Raw genomic sequence first — 15491 nt, 5'->3', positions numbered from 1 at the left:
CTCAAAACTGATTACTAACGGCTTTCCCGTGCATCCATGCACGGGATATAAAACAGGATGTTTTATGTGCGGTATTTTACCGTCCAAAACATCGTGGATAATCAGCTTTAGGTTCGCAATTCTGAAGAATTGCTCACACGTAAAGACAGTATTGGATATATAGCCTTTACCGCCGTCCGTGGCGGGCATAAAAACTCACATCCGTGTGAGTTTTTATGCTACGAGTTTTAGGCGGTGTACCACCGCCTAAAACGTCGGGGATGTACAGTTTTTATCGTACTTCCCACACATTGACAAATTTTTTTTGAAAAGTTATTATCAAAAAACATCCAATTTACTATAACTTAGGAGTTCAAAAGTGAAAAACGGTTTAAAAATTATGTCGGTACTGTTGTTAACTGCTTTTGCCGGTTGCAGCGGTACAAGTTCAAAGTATGATGTCATTGTTGTGGGGGCCGGCGGTGCGGGATTTTCCGCTGCAATTTCGGCTAAAGAGCACGGAGCAAAGGTTATTATGTTTGAAAAAATGGCCTTTGTAGGCGGCAATTCGGTTCGTTCAAAGGGAGGCATGAACGCCGCCGATACCGTTCCGCAAAAAAATGCGAATATTAGCGATAATGTGGAAAGCTTTATTGCCGATACGATGAAGGGCGGTAAAAATAAAAATAATCCCGATTTGGTACGGTTTTTGGCCGAAAATTCGGCGGCTACCGTGGATTGGCTGAGCGAAATGGGTGCCGACCTGTCCGAAGTGGCACGGGGTGCGGCTCAAAGTGCTCCGCGTATGCACCGTCCGAAAGGCGGAAAAAATGTCGGCGGCATGTTGATTGCAACCCTATCGGAACGCGCAAAAAAAGATAATATTAAAATAGAATTGAATACCGAAGTTGTCGAAATTATTATGAAAAACGGTGCGGCCGTCGGTGTAAAAACCCTGAGTGCCGACGGCAAAAAAGCCGATTATTTTGCAAAAAGCGTTATTATTGCAACCGGCGGTTTCGGTGCGAATGAAGCAATGTACACAAAGTATCGAAAGGATTTGGCCGGCTTTATTACGACAAATCATAAGGGCGCAACGGGTGACGGTATTATTATGGCCGAAAAAGTCGGGGCCGCGCTTGTGGATATGGATCAAATTCAAACAAATCCGACTGTCGAACAAACCACAGCCGAGGTTATATCCGAGTCCGTACGCGGCCTCGGTGCCGTTTTTGTCAATCAAAACGGCGTACGTTTTACAAACGAAATGCTTGCCCGCGACGTATTGTCCGCAAAGATTCTCGAACAGCCCGGAAAAGCCGCATATCTTATTTTTGCCGATGAAATACGTGCAAATATGGCGGCATTGGATAAAACCATCGAAAAGGGCATTGTAGCAAAGGGAGATACGGCGGAAGCGCTTGCCTCGCAAATCAATGTCGACGCAAAAACCTTTGCCGCGTCTTTACAAAAGTGGAATGCCGGCGCAAAGAACGCCAAGGATTCCGAGTTCGGCCGCACGGCAGGTTTTAAATTCCTTTTGGATAAGGGTCCTTTTTACGCGATAAAGGTCGGCCCGGGCGTACATCATACGATGGGCGGTATTAAAATCAATACCGACACTCAAGTTATCGATACGGCGGGAAATGTTATTAAGGGCTTGTATGCCGCAGGTGAAGTAACCGGGGGCGTACACGGTGCAAACAGGCTGGGCGGCAATGCGGTTACCGATATTACGGTGTTCGGCCGTCAAGCCGGCTTAAAAGCTGCCGAATACGCACAAAAAAAATAATCGGTAAGCAGTAAAGGCGTATAAAAGGCGGGCTGTACTTTTTTATATAGAAGCCCGCCTTGAAGATATATGAGGACTGCGTTTTGCAAAAGCAAGCACAAAATCAAATAAAGCGTACATACAAACCGGCGGTATATATTGTACCCTTTTAGGAATGCCGCGTTTTAACGCTTTGATTACCGATTTGGGACTTAAGGAGAAATCTGCGCCGAAAGAATCTAAAATTGTATATTCTCATAATTGTTATCACTGATAACAATTGTGCCGTCCGGCATCATATACACAACTTCATTTAAATACCCTTTGTTATGTAATTTTATTTTATAATTAAAATAAATAATAAACTTCTTATTATTCTCATCTATAGGATGAATTTCGAAATTTTTAAAAATCATTTGTTTCGGATATAATTTATGAATTTCTTTTAAATAAATATCTGCAAGCTCTTTTAATCTTTTTTCTTTTATATAATTTTTCAAATATTTTTTTTTGAAAAAACTATATTGCACATCAATAAGTTCTCGACCGACTTTCCAAGTACAAATACAAGCTGCATAGGAATTTATTGATTCAGAACTGCCAATAAATAAAAGATTATTTCTTGAATAATTCGGCTGATAAATTTGAATTCGACGGCTATCGGTTTCTATAAGTCTTTCTTTATATTTATTTGAAACATAATCGTCTGTAAATAAAGAATTTAAAAAAAGATTCATATTATTATCAAGTGTAAAAGTTTTACCGTCCTGTTTTTTTATTACTCTACCGGTCATAAAAAAGACTTCTGTTTCGTTGTTATCATAGGCAATAGACACTTCATAGTCTAACGATACTTTTATATATTTTTCGTGCTTTGAGATTTTAATTCTATCAAAAAACTCTTTTTTTTGGCTTTCATTTAATTTGATTGTTATATTTTCTTGCCGTCCATTAAAATCCCGTTTTGTAATAATCACATCCTTTATAGTTTCTATTTTACTCAATTCACAATATTTTATTGATTTTTGTGCATAAATTTGAAAGAAGAGTGATAATAATAAAAAAGAAACTATAAAAAATAATTTTTTCATTCTTTCTCCAAGCGCTCCGGAGCTCTGTCAACCTAATATCTCTTCGACCCTTCTTTATTATATTATAAAAACAGTAATTTGTAATCTAAAGGAATGAGAGCTATACAATTAAAACCGAGAACAATTCCAAAAAAAATAGTCTGTTTTAAAGTTCTCTGTATTTTCACCTTTTCTCCGATTTAGAGGTTTCCTGCACCGTTCTCATAATATTGTTTTAAACCGCAGAGCGGCTTGACAGGATATGGGCTATGAACTTATGCTAGGCGGTTTTTTATCTATTATAAATTGAAATACATCCGGCAAAGCAAAATCATAGACATTGCTTATATCAATATTATAATATGATTTTACCTTATCTATGATTCCTTTTTTTATTCTTTTTTGCTTGTCAACATCAACATCACAATAAAAGTGCTCCAGATATGTTTCATCAGAATAAAATCCTTTGTAAAAATCCGTACCAAGAATTTTATCAAAAAATTCTACTGCAAAATTCTCATTTTCCAAAATTTTTTTATCTGATGCAAATTCTAATTCTTTTTTTTCCCATGGTTTTGGTACATATTCATTATTTTTTTTGTATAAATCGAAATTTTCACAAAGCTTTACAAATGCTTCTTTGAAATTTTTACCGTGTCCAACCATTCCGGTCCAAAAGAGAATTCGTACGCCAAATTTTATATTTTCTTGCTGTGCATTCTTATTTTTATAATAAAACACCGGATAATCAGATATTTTTAATGAATTTTGTTTTCTTTTATTTGCTAATGTAAGCGGAATTATTAAATTCTTTAAAATCATAGAATTATTTTATCCTTAATATTTATATTTTTATTTCAAGCGGGTGTTAGGTTGTTTCTTCAATCAAGTCAAAATATTTTGTCGGTGTAAAAATTAATGGTTTATCAATTTTTATATCTTCAAAATCTTTGTCTCCGGTAATCAAAATATCGGAATCAGATAAAATTGCAGATGCAAGAACAGGTAAATCTTTTGTGTCCCGAATTTTTGGATATTGATTTTCATCAATTTCCTGCGGACTTTTAAATTCTTCAAAACTAATTCCATCAAAAAAAACACTCAACAGTTCTTTTTTCAACGGAAATTTCTTTTCAAAAACCTCTTCGCATTCTTCCCTTGTGTATGAAGAAATTATCACCGTATGCTTTGCAAGCAAATGGGAAAAAACTCTAGCCGTTTTACCATTAGGAAAAAGTATCGCAGAAATAACGATATTTGTATCTACAAAAACTCTCAACGTGCTTTCCGTAATTCCTTGATATAATTAATAACATCATCTTCTGTTTGAAAGTCTGCTTTTTTTGCTTCTCCTTGCATTTGAGCTTGAATATTTGATAAAGTTATTTGAGAAGCGTTTGTAATATAAATTTTTCCTCTACTTTCTTCAAAAAAAACTTTATCGCCGGTTTTTAATCCAAGCAGATTTCTTATCGTAAGCGGAATTGTAATCTGACCTTTTGAAGTTACTTTTGCAAGTTCCATAAAACACCTCCTTACTTTCCTTACTTATACTATGCCGCAATTAGGTACTTGCTGTCAATAAGTTTTATTAAATATTTTCTATATTTTTTAATTGGAAAAACATAAGTCCTATTTAAGTTTACATCTGTTATCTCTATAATTTTTCGTAACATTGCATATTTTGTTGCTTTATATTATTTATATTAATCGTAAAGACTTTTGCATATGTTATGTTATTTTTATGTATTAGTTACTAACAATATACAAAAGTCAATATTCATATCTGCTAAATTATGTGCATGCACGCATAAATCTATCAATAACTTGAGAAAATTTTTGATAACTTCTCAAATTATTAAAAGCGGTATTATATGAGGCTCGGCTATTTTTGTAAAATTGTTTTGCGCTAAAAGGATTTTTGCTTCCAATGTCAAGATATACAGCTTTCCGTGTATTATTTGTTTCATTTTCTCTTATTTTTTCCAATGAATCTACATCTTTTCTCATTTTAACATCTTCGTATCTTGGTCAAAGCTTCTCAAATATCATTTTCTGCATTCCACTTAATAATATTAGCGGTTAGCTTGTCAACCTAACTTCCGCTTAACCTGCATTTGCGGCTCCTCCGCAATGTCGGCTTTGAAGCGGGTGTTAGGCGTTATTTTCATAATAGCGAGACAATTTTGAAATTATAATATCTTCAAAATTTCTTCTGCCGTCAATAATTGTATGTATTACTACTTTATCTCCTGAAATTTCGTATACAATTCTATAATATCCTTGAATCAATTCCCTATATTGCGAAATACCTTGTTTTTCAAGCTCGGGAACAATTCTGCCGCTCTTAGGATATTTCTGCAAGGACATAATATTTTTTTCAAATTCGGAAATTACTTTTTCAATATAATTTCGGCTCACCGAAAAATAGTACTCTACTATTTCATTTAAATCGTCTTCTGCAAACCGGGAAACAATAATTTCTTTAATTTTCAAGGTTATATTTTCCTCTTAAATTTGCAAAAACTTCTGAAGCGGGCTTAACATTTCCGGCTTTTATATCTTTTTCGGATAACTGAATTATCTTTAAAAAAGTGAAAGCATTTTTCATTTCCTGATAAGATTCAACATCAATCAACACGGCTCGTGATTCTCCGTTTTGTGTTATGATGAGAGGCTCTTTTCTTTCATTTACAAAATTCATCATATCGGCAGCATTCGCCTTTATGTAGGAAATAGGTTTTATACATTCGTGTACATTGGGAATCATACGCGCCTCCTGTCTTTTTATAATACTATATTCAGACTGAATATGCAACTGACTTCTACTGAACTTGACACACCGTATTATTACCTGTTTTACTATCAGCCGATTTTACGACATAAGAAAAAGTATGTGCCGCTTTGTGCCGGACGACAGACGGATGTTCCGCCTCCCATTAAACAAACGCACAGCATCCGTATAACATCCGCTTCAACCTAACATTCGCTTGACCTGCATTTGCGGCTCCTCCGCAATGTCAGCTTTGAAGCGAGTGTTAGAAGGTTTTTTAATTCCATATATTTGCAGTTTTCGTATCAAAAATATTAACCTTACATTTGAATTTATGCTCAATTTGTTCAATATGTTTTCTATCATCATCAGAATAAACACCAATATAAACACTTCTTAAACAATTTTTTTTATCTTGTTTTGCTGCAAGATTTATAGCTCTAATGATGTGTTCATCATATTCGCCAAAATTGAAACCAAATGTTACAAGTGAACCTTTGATAGTAGATAATTTATCATAACAGAATGACAAATAGTGATTATGCAGTATATGGTTTAATTTTTCGTCACCGTTACCGGCTGTAACAAATATTGGATAATTTCCTTTTTCTATTCTCTCCTTTATTTTATCAAGAATGTATTTCCCATCATATTCCTCCTTGATAATATCAATTCCAGTATCAAAAATTGGTAAAGCTCCATGTAGGTAAAATATATTTTGAATATCTTTATGTTTCCCCCAACGGAGTTCTGAATATTCACGATCGTCCTCAGGTATATACTCGTCATCATCATTTTCAAGATCACGACCAAAACCATCAATACAATTTTGAATATCATTACGCATCAATACCCAGTAAAGAAGTATATCATAGTTAGTTGTAAAAATACTTTCATTAGTCCCCAAATAATCACTAAGAAATTTTGCACATGCAGTACTTTTATCTTCTGGAATAGAAAATACATATTCAGGATGAAGTTCTTTAACAGCGGAAATTAACGATTCTTTTAATAAGTTAATAGATTTATCTATTCTTTGTAAACCTTGAGATTTAGAATCAAACACTGAAATTATTTTTTTACTCATATTAAGCTGTTGCATAATTTGTTCAAAATTGCTTGTATTAACAATCTCAAAAAGCTTTATAAGCAAAGGATCATTGCTTTTCTTAATAAAATCACTCAATGCATTATAGGAAAATATTTTTGGATCATATGCAATGCTAAATCCATTTCCCATAAGCAAGTGCTTCTCTCTTTTTGCTTTTTTCAAGTGCTCAAGGGCTTGTTGGTAAGTTTGTAACTCCATTTCTATCTCCTTTTATTATGCGCCGCATCTGCGGCATCCTTCTAACTTCTCGCTTAACCTGCATTTGTGTCTTTGCCTGAAGCGAAGAGTTAAGGCAAAGTTGGCGCGAAAGTTGCATAAATGAGGGAGCTGCCAGCAGCGACCGATTCCAGCAACTTTCGTGACAAAACAAATGTCAGCTTTGAAGCGAGTGTTAGACGAATTCCATTTTTGATAATTTCCGCAATTTCATATATGGCCAATTTAATTTACTTTTAACCAATCCGTATTTTTGTTTTTGCACATTGTCTAATAAATTTTTATCTCGATTTGCCCACTCAACTGCAATACGAGATTCAGAGATTGCATCATTCTTGTATCCCAGTTCATTTAACAATAATGCATTAAATCCATGATACCTGTATTCATCTATTGGAAAAGGTGTTTCTTTATGCATTTTTTTCATAATATCGATGCTTTTTTGGTATTCATTTTTTTGTTTAGTTCTTAATACTAATTCAGCTAGCCAATAAATATTTTCAGTCTGTACACATGGCTTCTTTCTTCTCCATTCGATTGATTCAAATGCTTTTTCTAATGCTAAAGAGTATTCTTTTAGAGCGTAAAAAGCTTTGCTTTCATACAAACAATACTCTTGCTCCCAAAATTCATCTATTTTTATATTACGCGAATATTTTATGAGTTTTAATGTTATAGATGGATATTTAGCCAGAAGATAGAATGCCTGAATTTTTATGTATTGTGTTTTTTGAGAACGTGCTTTATTGAGTTTATCCATAAAACATTTTTCTACTTCATCATTCCATATTTCATTTCGATACCAATTTTCATCTGTCATTTATTTCCTCCGTGCCGTAAGGCATCGGTCTAACACCCTTTCGACCCTTCCTCACTATATCACGGAGAACGGCAATTTTCAATCTAAACTGCTTTAAAACAAAATAGCAAACCTTTCTACCATAATATATAGTAGGTAGAACAACAACAGGCAGATTAGGCTATCTTCATTAGACGGACTAAAATTCAAGACCGCTTTTTGCCGATTTCCGCCTATGCTGATTATATTGAATTGCCGAGTTTTAAGGCTGCCCCGATTGAATTTGAGCTTTTTATCGAAATTTGTCTTAATGTTATTACTAATCTTCTCAATATAATATTTGCAGCTTTTCTGCTGTCTATATGTGAAAGCGGGGGTTAGAAAGCCTCTTCTTTAAATGGATTTATTACCATTACGCCACGATATGTCTGTTCCGGATTTAAATCTTCAGAAATAATAAACTTACATTTTGCTTTCTCAGCAGCAGCTACTATCAATGAATCCCAAAATGATAATTGCAAAATTATACTAATATCTATTGCCTGTTCTATCAACTCTAAATCATTTTGAACAATTTCAATATTGCAAAAATTATGTATAATATTTTTAACAATTATTCGATCTGCTTTCAATTTTGTTGTTGCAGCTACATAGAATTCTTTTAGTACTTGTGTTGATATTACCGGCTGATGTAAATCTACAATTTTCTCTATTATTTTCCGAGCTTGAGCCTGCTTATATGAATCTTTTGAGTCAAGTGTATAAACAAGTATATTTGTATCAATAAATATTTTAGACACGATATAATTCTTCCCTTGTCCATTTTTCATCGCCTGAGGTTACATTTAATGTATCCATAAGTGAAAAAGTATCATGAAGCCAGTAATCTTTGTCGGTCACAACCGTTTGTTCAATAAGTTTTCTTACAAGAAAATTAAAGGAGATATTATGCTTTCTCGCATATTCCCGCCCCGCCTGTAAAACAGTTTCATCAATTGACAGCGTTATATTTTTCATAAATGCTCCTTATACACACAGTATAAGTGCGCACATTTATAAAGTCAAGAGAAAATAGCTTTTTTAAAAACTATGCTTTTAATACTTTTAACCATCTATTACCAAAATTTAAAATTTTTTCATAATTCAGCAATAATGAAAGTTCTTTGTTCATTTTTTGGAAGATTATCATATCCGGGAACAAATGCCCGTAGCCCATATGATGGTAAATTAGCATCTAGTATACGTGATACCATTTCAAAAATCATTTTTTTTGCACAAAAGATATTATCTATTTCCATCATTACCCCCTCCGGCTTTTCGACCGTACACATAACATTGTTCAACCCCCTTCCTCATTATATCATGAAAACCGTAATCGGCAACCTGAAATTCAAGACCGCTTTTTTGCCGATTTCCGCCTATGCTGATTATATTGAATTGCCGATTTTTAAGACTGCCCCGATTGAATTTGAGCCTTTTTTGAGCTATACTGAATGTATGTCTGCAAGCAATACATTGATTGTAAAAGGTGCGCGCGAGCACAACTTAAAAAATATAGATGTCGAGCTTCCGCGCGATAAGCTGGTTGTTATTTCCGGCTTGTCGGGTTCGGGAAAAAGCTCTTTAGCCTTCGACACCATCTTTGCCGAAGGGCAGAGGCGCTATGTGGAAAGTCTTTCGGCTTATGCGCGCCAGTTTTTGGGACGCATGGACAAGCCCGATATCGACTATATAGAAGGGCTGTCGCCTGCCATTTCGATCGAACAAAAAACCACCCACCGAAACCCGCGTTCCACCGTCGGAACGGTAACCGAAATTTACGACTATTACCGCCTCCTTTTTGCGCGCATAGGCGTACCCCACTGTCCGCTGTGCGGGCGCGAAATACGCGAGCAGTCCGTAGACCAAATTATAGATGCGATTACCGGCTGGGGGGAGGGAACCCGTATTCAGATTTTGGCTCCCGTTGTGCGCGGTAAAAAAGGCGAGCATCAAAAAATCATCGACGATGCAAAGGCCGCCGGTTTTGTTCGCGCCCGTATCGACGGCATTATGTGCAGCCTCGATGATCCGATAAAGCTTGATAAACAAAAAAAACATACGATAGAACTGGTTGTAGACCGCATTATACTCGGGCCGGATGTGCGCCGCCGCTTAGCCGATTCGGTTGAAACCGCCCTTACGAGCGCAAACGGTATTTTAATCGTTACGCGCCAAGTGCCTAAAACCGCAGCCGCCGCTGAAAAGTCGTCCGATGCCGCTGAAAAATCGGCGGCAGGGGAGGGAAGTGCGGCGCCTAACACCGAAACCGAACACTTTTTTTCGCAAAAAAACGCTTGTCCCGACTGTGCCGTGTCCTTCCCCGAAATGCAGCCGCGCCTTTTTTCGTTTAACAATCCCTTCGGCGCCTGCCCCGAATGTACGGGCTTGGGCGAAAAGATGGAATTCGATGCGGACTTGATTATTCCCGATAAGTCGCGCTCTTTTAACGAGGGCGGCATTATGTGCTATAATCCCGATTCGGCATGGAACCGCACCCGCTTTGAAGCCCTGGCCGCCTATGCCGGTTTTTCACTTGATGCGCCCTTGGAAAGCTTAACGAAAAAACAGTGGGATATTTTATTCAACGGCTCAAAGGATTCGATTCAGTTTGTCTACGAAAAACAGGACGGTTCGGGCTATTCCTCTTACGACCAAAGGTGGCAGGGCCTCTATGCCGATTTACGCCGCCGTTACCGCGAATCCTATTCGGAAGCGCAGCGGGCGAGCTTGGAAAAACTGATGGCTCACCGCGAGTGTCAAAGCTGTAAGGGAAGAAGGCTGAAACCCGAAGCCCTTGCGGTAACCGTCGGCGGCAAAAACATACACGAGCTTTGTTTGCTTTCCGTCGGCGATTCTTTAAAATTTTTTAATGCCTTAAAGCTTAGCGAAACCGAAAAGTTTATCGCTTCTCAGATAGAAAAGGAAATTAAAAACCGCCTTACCTTTTTAAAAAACGTCGGCCTCGACTATTTAACCCTCGACCGTCAAGCGGCGACCTTAAGCGGAGGCGAAGCCCAACGCATACGGCTTGCAACGCAAATCGGTTCGAGTTTGGTAGGCGTTTTATATATTTTGGACGAGCCTTCAATCGGGCTTCACCAGCGCGATAACCAAAAACTTATCGACACCCTCGTTTATCTTCGCGACTTGGGCAATACGCTGATTGTCGTCGAGCATGACGAACAAACCCTGCGCACCGCCGATTGGATTATCGATTTGGGGCCGGGAGCCGGTGTGCACGGGGGCTATGTCACCGCAGAGGGGCCGCCCGAAAAAGTCGCCCTGTGTAAAAAAAGCCTCACCGGGCAGTATTTGGCCGGAACGCTTACAATGGATATCCCCGAAAAGCGCAGGGAAGGCAATTCGCATATTCTTAAGCTTGAAGGGGTAAGCGAGCACAACTTAAAAAATATTTCAATAGAAATCCCTTTGGGAATGTTTACCTGCATTACGGGCGTTTCCGGTTCCGGAAAATCTACCCTGATAAGCGATGTGCTTTTTCCTCTTTTGTCGAATAAGCTTATGCGCACCTCCCTTTCCGTAGGCGCATATAAATCGGTGGACGGCTTAAAGCACATCGATAAAGTGATTCACATAGACCAAAGCCCCATAGGACGCACGCCGCGTTCAAACCCTGCAACCTATGTCGGCGTGTTTAACGGCATACGCGATTTATACGCATCCCTTCCCGAAGCAAAGGCAAAGGGCTATAAGCCCGGCCGCTTCAGTTTTAACGTCAAGGGCGGCCGCTGCGAAAACTGTCAGGGTGCCGGAACGATTACAATAGAGATGAACTTTTTATCCGACGTTTATATCACCTGCGATGTGTGCGGCGGAAAGCGCTTTAATAAAGAAACGCTTGAAGTGCGCTACAAGGGTAAAAATATAGCCGACGTTTTGGATATGACCATCGAAGAAGCCGCCGATTTTTTTGCCCACATTCCCCACGTCGCGCGCAAAATGCAAACCCTTTTGAGCGTCGGCTTGGGCTATATAAAACTGGGACAGTCCGCCCTTACCCTCAGCGGAGGAGAAGCCCAGCGCGTAAAACTTGCCAACGAGCTTTCCCGTCCGTCAACCGGAAAAACCCTGTACATACTCGACGAGCCGACAACCGGGCTTCACTTTGCCGACGTAAAACAGCTGATGGAAGTTATTCACTTGCTTGTCAATCAGGGCAACACCGTGGTGATGATTGAACACAATTTGGACGTGATTTTACAAGCCGACAATATTATCGACTTGGGGCCGGAAGGAGGCGAGGGCGGTGGCCGGGTTTTGGTAACGGGAAGGCCCGAAGAAGTTGCCTTGTGCGAAAAATCCTACACCGGATACTATATAAAAGAAATGCTTGAGCGCAAAAAAAAGAGTACTGCGCATACTGCGCAAAGACGAGGCTAAGGGTGCTATGAGGGGCTTTCGTTCGGCGGTTATTGCCGTTGCATTTTTGTTTTGTACCGCTTCCTTTGCACAGGAAAAAGGTACCGAAAAGGCGGAGTATCCGCAAAAGCGCGAGCCTTCGATTGTAACCATAGAACAAGCCCTTAAAACCTCATATACAAAAAATGAAAAGCAAAATACCGAAGTCGTTTCTTTTTCGGGTAATGTTATTATTTCCGTTGCCGCTGCCGAAAAAAAAACGATTATTCATGCCGACCTTATTACCTACAATCGTAGCCGCAATGTTTTGTATGCCTCCGGCAATGTTACCATGGAACAGTTCGAAGCCGGAAAACAAACAAAAGCTTTGCAAGCGGAATCCGTTTTATTCAATACCGTAACGCTTGAAGGCATTTTTTATGAAGGAAAGGTTGTACATCAGCAGCAGGAGTCGGTAAAGCTTCCTCAGGGGGCAAAACTGATTGTATCTTCGGATGTTTTTGCAAAAGACCGTTCCGATGTCGTTACCTTTAAAAATGCCGATCTTACTTTTTGCGACAGTGAAAATCCGCACTGGAAAATAAAGGCAAGCCGTATTTGGCTTTTACCCGGAAACGAGTTTGCCTTTGCAAATGCGCTTTTATATGTGGGCTCGGTTCCTCTCATGTACTTTCCCTTTTTTTATTATCCTAAAGACGAATTGTTTTTTAATCCTTCGTTCGGCTACCGGCCGCGCGAAGGTTATTTTGTGCAAACCACTACATACTTTATGGGACGTAAACAATTAAAAGAAGGAAGCGGCGGAGCAAAAGGCTTTAATTTTATGCAATCTTCTTCCCTTAAAGAACAAACGTTAAGCGGCTTGGTTTTGCGCAATTTGGATGCCGACGCTTCGGCCCCTGCTTATTTTTTTAAATTTATGGCCGATTATTACAGTACTTTGGGAGGAATGGTAGGTTTGGCCGGCGATTTTAAGCCGAACAATTTTTTTAGAAATTTGGCTTTTGATGTACGGCTGGGATTGTCAAATACGATATATCCCGTTCCCGGCTATACGCAATACGTTTCTTACAGTAAAGAAAAACAGCGGCATAACGATTTCGGCTTTTTTTTCGGTTTAAAACTTCCCTTCCGATATGCGGTATCTTTTAAAACCTCCATACAAAAAAATAATTTTTCTATGTCGATGGATTTACCCTCTTTTTCCGACCCCAAATTTGCACGGGATTTTTCGGATAGAAAAGAAAGTATGGATTGGATCGACTTTTTTTTACAAGGTGCGTTTTCGGGTGCGGGAAAAACAAGCGATGTTTCCGCTTCATCCCCTGCTTCTTCATCATCGTCGATTTCTTCTTATACATGGAATGTTTCAGGTTCATATGTGCCTTCCGTTGTATTGCTGCGCCCTTGGGTGGAAAGCTTTTCGCTTTCTTCTTTCGGTTCATCGGTACTTTTTTCTCAGCAAAAAACTCCCAAAGAAGAATTCAACAACTATGACGACTGGTATATCAACAGTCCTAACAGAGATTTTTTTTATCCGGTTCAAATAAAACCCCTTGCTTTTTCGGTAGGTGCATCGGGCACTCTTTTTACATGGCCGCCGAAAAAAAGCGACGCAGGCTCTTCCCGTACCCAAAGCCGGGAAAAAGATGAAAATAACGAGCGGATAAAAAACATTCAAAATCGTATGCGGATGCCGGAAATTCTGTCCGACAGTTCGGATACCCAAAACGATACCGATACCGAAGTGCGTGAAGTCGATACAAAAGACAGTGAAGCAAAGTCGGAAGATTTATTCGGTTTTCAAACCCTGCCGGATATAAGTATTTCAAAGCCCTCCGGAGCAAAAAAAGATGTATTATCGTACAAGCTTTCTTATACCTTCCGTCCCGATTTTTCTTCTCTTCTTACATACAGTCCGAAAAAAGTGACGGTCGGCGGCGAAACTTATTCTTATCCTGAATTTTTTCTACAAAGTCCGAAGACGTCCGAAATAGCTTTAAATGTACCTTTGGACATTAACAGCAGGCTTACATGGTATGACAGTTTACTTTCGGTATCGAATACGGTTGCTTTGCAATCGCGCTATCAAGCACATCCTATTATTTCGGATTTTTATGCACAAGCGGAACGCAACAGAATTATTCTAAGCGATTATTCGGCACGAAAAATCAATATTACAAATACAAACAGCGTAACGGTTAAGCCGCTTATTTTTTATCCTGTCGTTAAAGATTCCTCTGTCAGCTGGAATACGGGTACAAAACTTTTATACAGTACTTTTACCGGTACAATCGAAAAACCGGCGTGGGCGTATACGGGGCTTAAGTGGGACAGACACAGTATTACAAATCATAATTTGAATTTTACTCTTATTACAAGAGAATCGTCTTTTTCGCAAATTTTAAGCTTTCAAGCGAATCTGCCGCCCTTAGCGGATGCGTACACGGGAAAAGCGGAATTTATTTTTCCTGCCGGCAAAGCGTCCTTGGAAACCGGCTATAAAAAAGACGAATCGTTTGGAAGGACGCAATGGTATTTTTTGCCGTTTGTGCAAACTTCATCATGGACATTTTTTAAACAAAAGCGTGACGGTACGAATAATAAAAATAAATTGGATTTTATTCAAAGATTCGAATATAATATAAAAGAAAAACATCCGGAACGTTTTAATGCAGGAATTTCATGGCGCAGTATGCGTTTGTCGTATGAAATGCTTTACGGTTATTCTTATTCTTTGGATCCGACCAGCGGCTGGACAGCTTCACAGAATAAAAAATTCTTACCGTATATGTTAAGTTTTCAATCAAACGTATCGAATGCAGAATTCGAAAACAAAGCAAAGACAATCAGCCTAAAGCCGGCGTTTTCAGCCGTATGTGCGTGGAATATCGTAAAACCCACCGACAGTTATTTTACCTTTACGCCTTCGCTTACGTTTAAAATAAATAAGTTCTTTAATCTTACCTTTAGTACGGAAAGCCGCAATAAAGAATTGCTGCGTTATATGCAAAAGGCGATAGGCTTTCAGCCGGCCATTCCCGGTGAGCGCAATATTTTACTGGATTTACTTAATTCTTTTGCCTTTTGGGATGAACAAAAGCGTTCTTCTTCAGGATTTAAACTTAAACACATAAACATAAAACTGGAACACGATTTGCACGATTGGATGCTTTATTCCGAATTTAAAGTCGAACCGCGCATTTTAGAAGCGGGAGGCAAAAAAAGATACGACTATAAACCGTATTTTACTTTTTCGGTACAATGGAAGCCCATGCAGGGTGTAAAAACGGTAATACGCGACGAATACGGCGATTTTATATTAAATCCGGTAAAATAACGGCGGCCTG

At 38.6% G+C, this 15491-nt stretch carries 15 protein-coding genes; 3 read left to right on the top strand and 12 right to left on the bottom strand.

All coding sequences use genetic code 11. The features are described 5' to 3' along the window. Positions 1–358 precede the first annotated feature (358 nt). Positions 359–1771: a flavocytochrome c gene (locus H0R92_RS01675; protein WP_432960525.1), complete on the top strand. Its 1413-nt coding sequence runs from the start codon at positions 359–361 to the stop codon at positions 1769–1771. 218 nt (positions 1772–1989) lie between these two features. Here the strand turns inward: H0R92_RS01675 and H0R92_RS01670 are convergent, their stop codons facing one another. From H0R92_RS01670 to H0R92_RS01615, 12 genes are all read right to left on the bottom strand, one after another. Then, positions 1990–2841, bottom strand: a complete 852-nt coding sequence (locus H0R92_RS01670) for a hypothetical protein (protein ID WP_432960523.1) — start codon at positions 2839–2841, stop codon at positions 1990–1992. Between the two features lie 246 nt (positions 2842–3087). After that, complete coding sequence (locus tag H0R92_RS01665; protein WP_432960521.1) at positions 3088–3642, bottom strand: hypothetical protein; 555 nt, start codon at positions 3640–3642, stop codon at positions 3088–3090. Positions 3643–3688: 46 nt separating this feature from the next. Next, positions 3689–4099 carry a putative toxin-antitoxin system toxin component, PIN family gene (locus H0R92_RS01660; protein WP_428768500.1) on the bottom strand — a complete coding sequence of 137 codons (411 nt, stop codon included), beginning with the start codon at positions 4097–4099 and terminating at the stop codon, positions 3689–3691. Then, positions 4096–4344 carry an AbrB/MazE/SpoVT family DNA-binding domain-containing protein gene (locus H0R92_RS01655; protein WP_428768498.1) on the bottom strand — a complete coding sequence of 83 codons (249 nt, stop codon included), beginning with the start codon at positions 4342–4344 and terminating at the stop codon, positions 4096–4098. The genes H0R92_RS01660 and H0R92_RS01655 overlap by 4 nt, the downstream gene beginning before the upstream one ends. Positions 4345–4614: 270 nt before the next feature. Then, positions 4615–4830, bottom strand: coding sequence for a hypothetical protein (locus H0R92_RS01650; protein WP_428768496.1), 216 nt, complete (start codon positions 4828–4830; stop codon positions 4615–4617). 144 nt (positions 4831–4974) lie between these two features. Next, positions 4975–5316, bottom strand: coding sequence for a type II toxin-antitoxin system RelE/ParE family toxin (locus tag H0R92_RS01645; protein WP_432960518.1), 342 nt, complete (start codon positions 5314–5316; stop codon positions 4975–4977). Next, the gene (locus H0R92_RS01640; RefSeq protein WP_432960516.1) at positions 5306–5590 is read right to left on the bottom strand and encodes a type II toxin-antitoxin system Phd/YefM family antitoxin; all 285 of its coding nucleotides are present in this window, start codon (positions 5588–5590) and stop codon (positions 5306–5308) included. The genes H0R92_RS01645 and H0R92_RS01640 overlap by 11 nt, the downstream gene beginning before the upstream one ends. 280 nt (positions 5591–5870) lie before the next feature. Next, positions 5871–6902 (bottom strand): DUF4917 family protein, encoded by a 1032-nt coding sequence (locus tag H0R92_RS01635; RefSeq protein ID WP_432960514.1) that lies wholly within the window; start codon positions 6900–6902, stop codon positions 5871–5873. A gap of 193 nt (positions 6903–7095) precedes the next feature. Beyond that, the gene (locus tag H0R92_RS01630; RefSeq protein WP_432960512.1) at positions 7096–7740 is read right to left on the bottom strand and encodes a hypothetical protein; all 645 of its coding nucleotides are present in this window, start codon (positions 7738–7740) and stop codon (positions 7096–7098) included. Positions 7741–8096: 356 nt separating this feature from the next. Further along, on the bottom strand, positions 8097–8549 hold the full coding sequence (locus tag H0R92_RS01625) for a PIN domain-containing protein (protein WP_432960510.1): 453 nt from the start codon (positions 8547–8549) through the stop codon (positions 8097–8099). Then, the gene (locus tag H0R92_RS01620) at positions 8512–8736 is read right to left on the bottom strand and encodes a hypothetical protein (protein WP_432960508.1); all 225 of its coding nucleotides are present in this window, start codon (positions 8734–8736) and stop codon (positions 8512–8514) included. The genes H0R92_RS01625 and H0R92_RS01620 overlap by 38 nt, the downstream gene beginning before the upstream one ends. Before the next feature lie 119 nt (positions 8737–8855). After that, positions 8856–9020 (bottom strand): hypothetical protein, encoded by a 165-nt coding sequence (locus tag H0R92_RS01615; protein WP_432960506.1) that lies wholly within the window; start codon positions 9018–9020, stop codon positions 8856–8858. A gap of 196 nt (positions 9021–9216) precedes the next feature. Between H0R92_RS01615 and uvrA the strand changes: the two genes are divergently transcribed. Both uvrA and H0R92_RS01605 read left to right on the top strand, forming a co-directional pair. Next, entirely contained in the window at positions 9217–12162 is a 2946-nt protein-coding gene (gene uvrA / locus H0R92_RS01610) for an excinuclease ABC subunit UvrA (protein WP_432960504.1), read from the top strand. Then, positions 12113–15481, top strand: a complete 3369-nt coding sequence (locus H0R92_RS01605; RefSeq protein ID WP_432960502.1) for a hypothetical protein — start codon at positions 12113–12115, stop codon at positions 15479–15481. Before uvrA ends, H0R92_RS01605 begins: the two co-directional genes overlap by 50 nt. The last annotated feature ends 10 nt before the right edge of the window (positions 15482–15491 follow it).

This window comes from Treponema sp. OMZ 840 (assembly GCF_050937815.1).
GTDB lineage: Bacteria > Spirochaetota > Spirochaetia > Treponematales > Treponemataceae > Treponema_C.
This window is presented reverse-complemented; position numbering and strand designations above follow the sequence as displayed.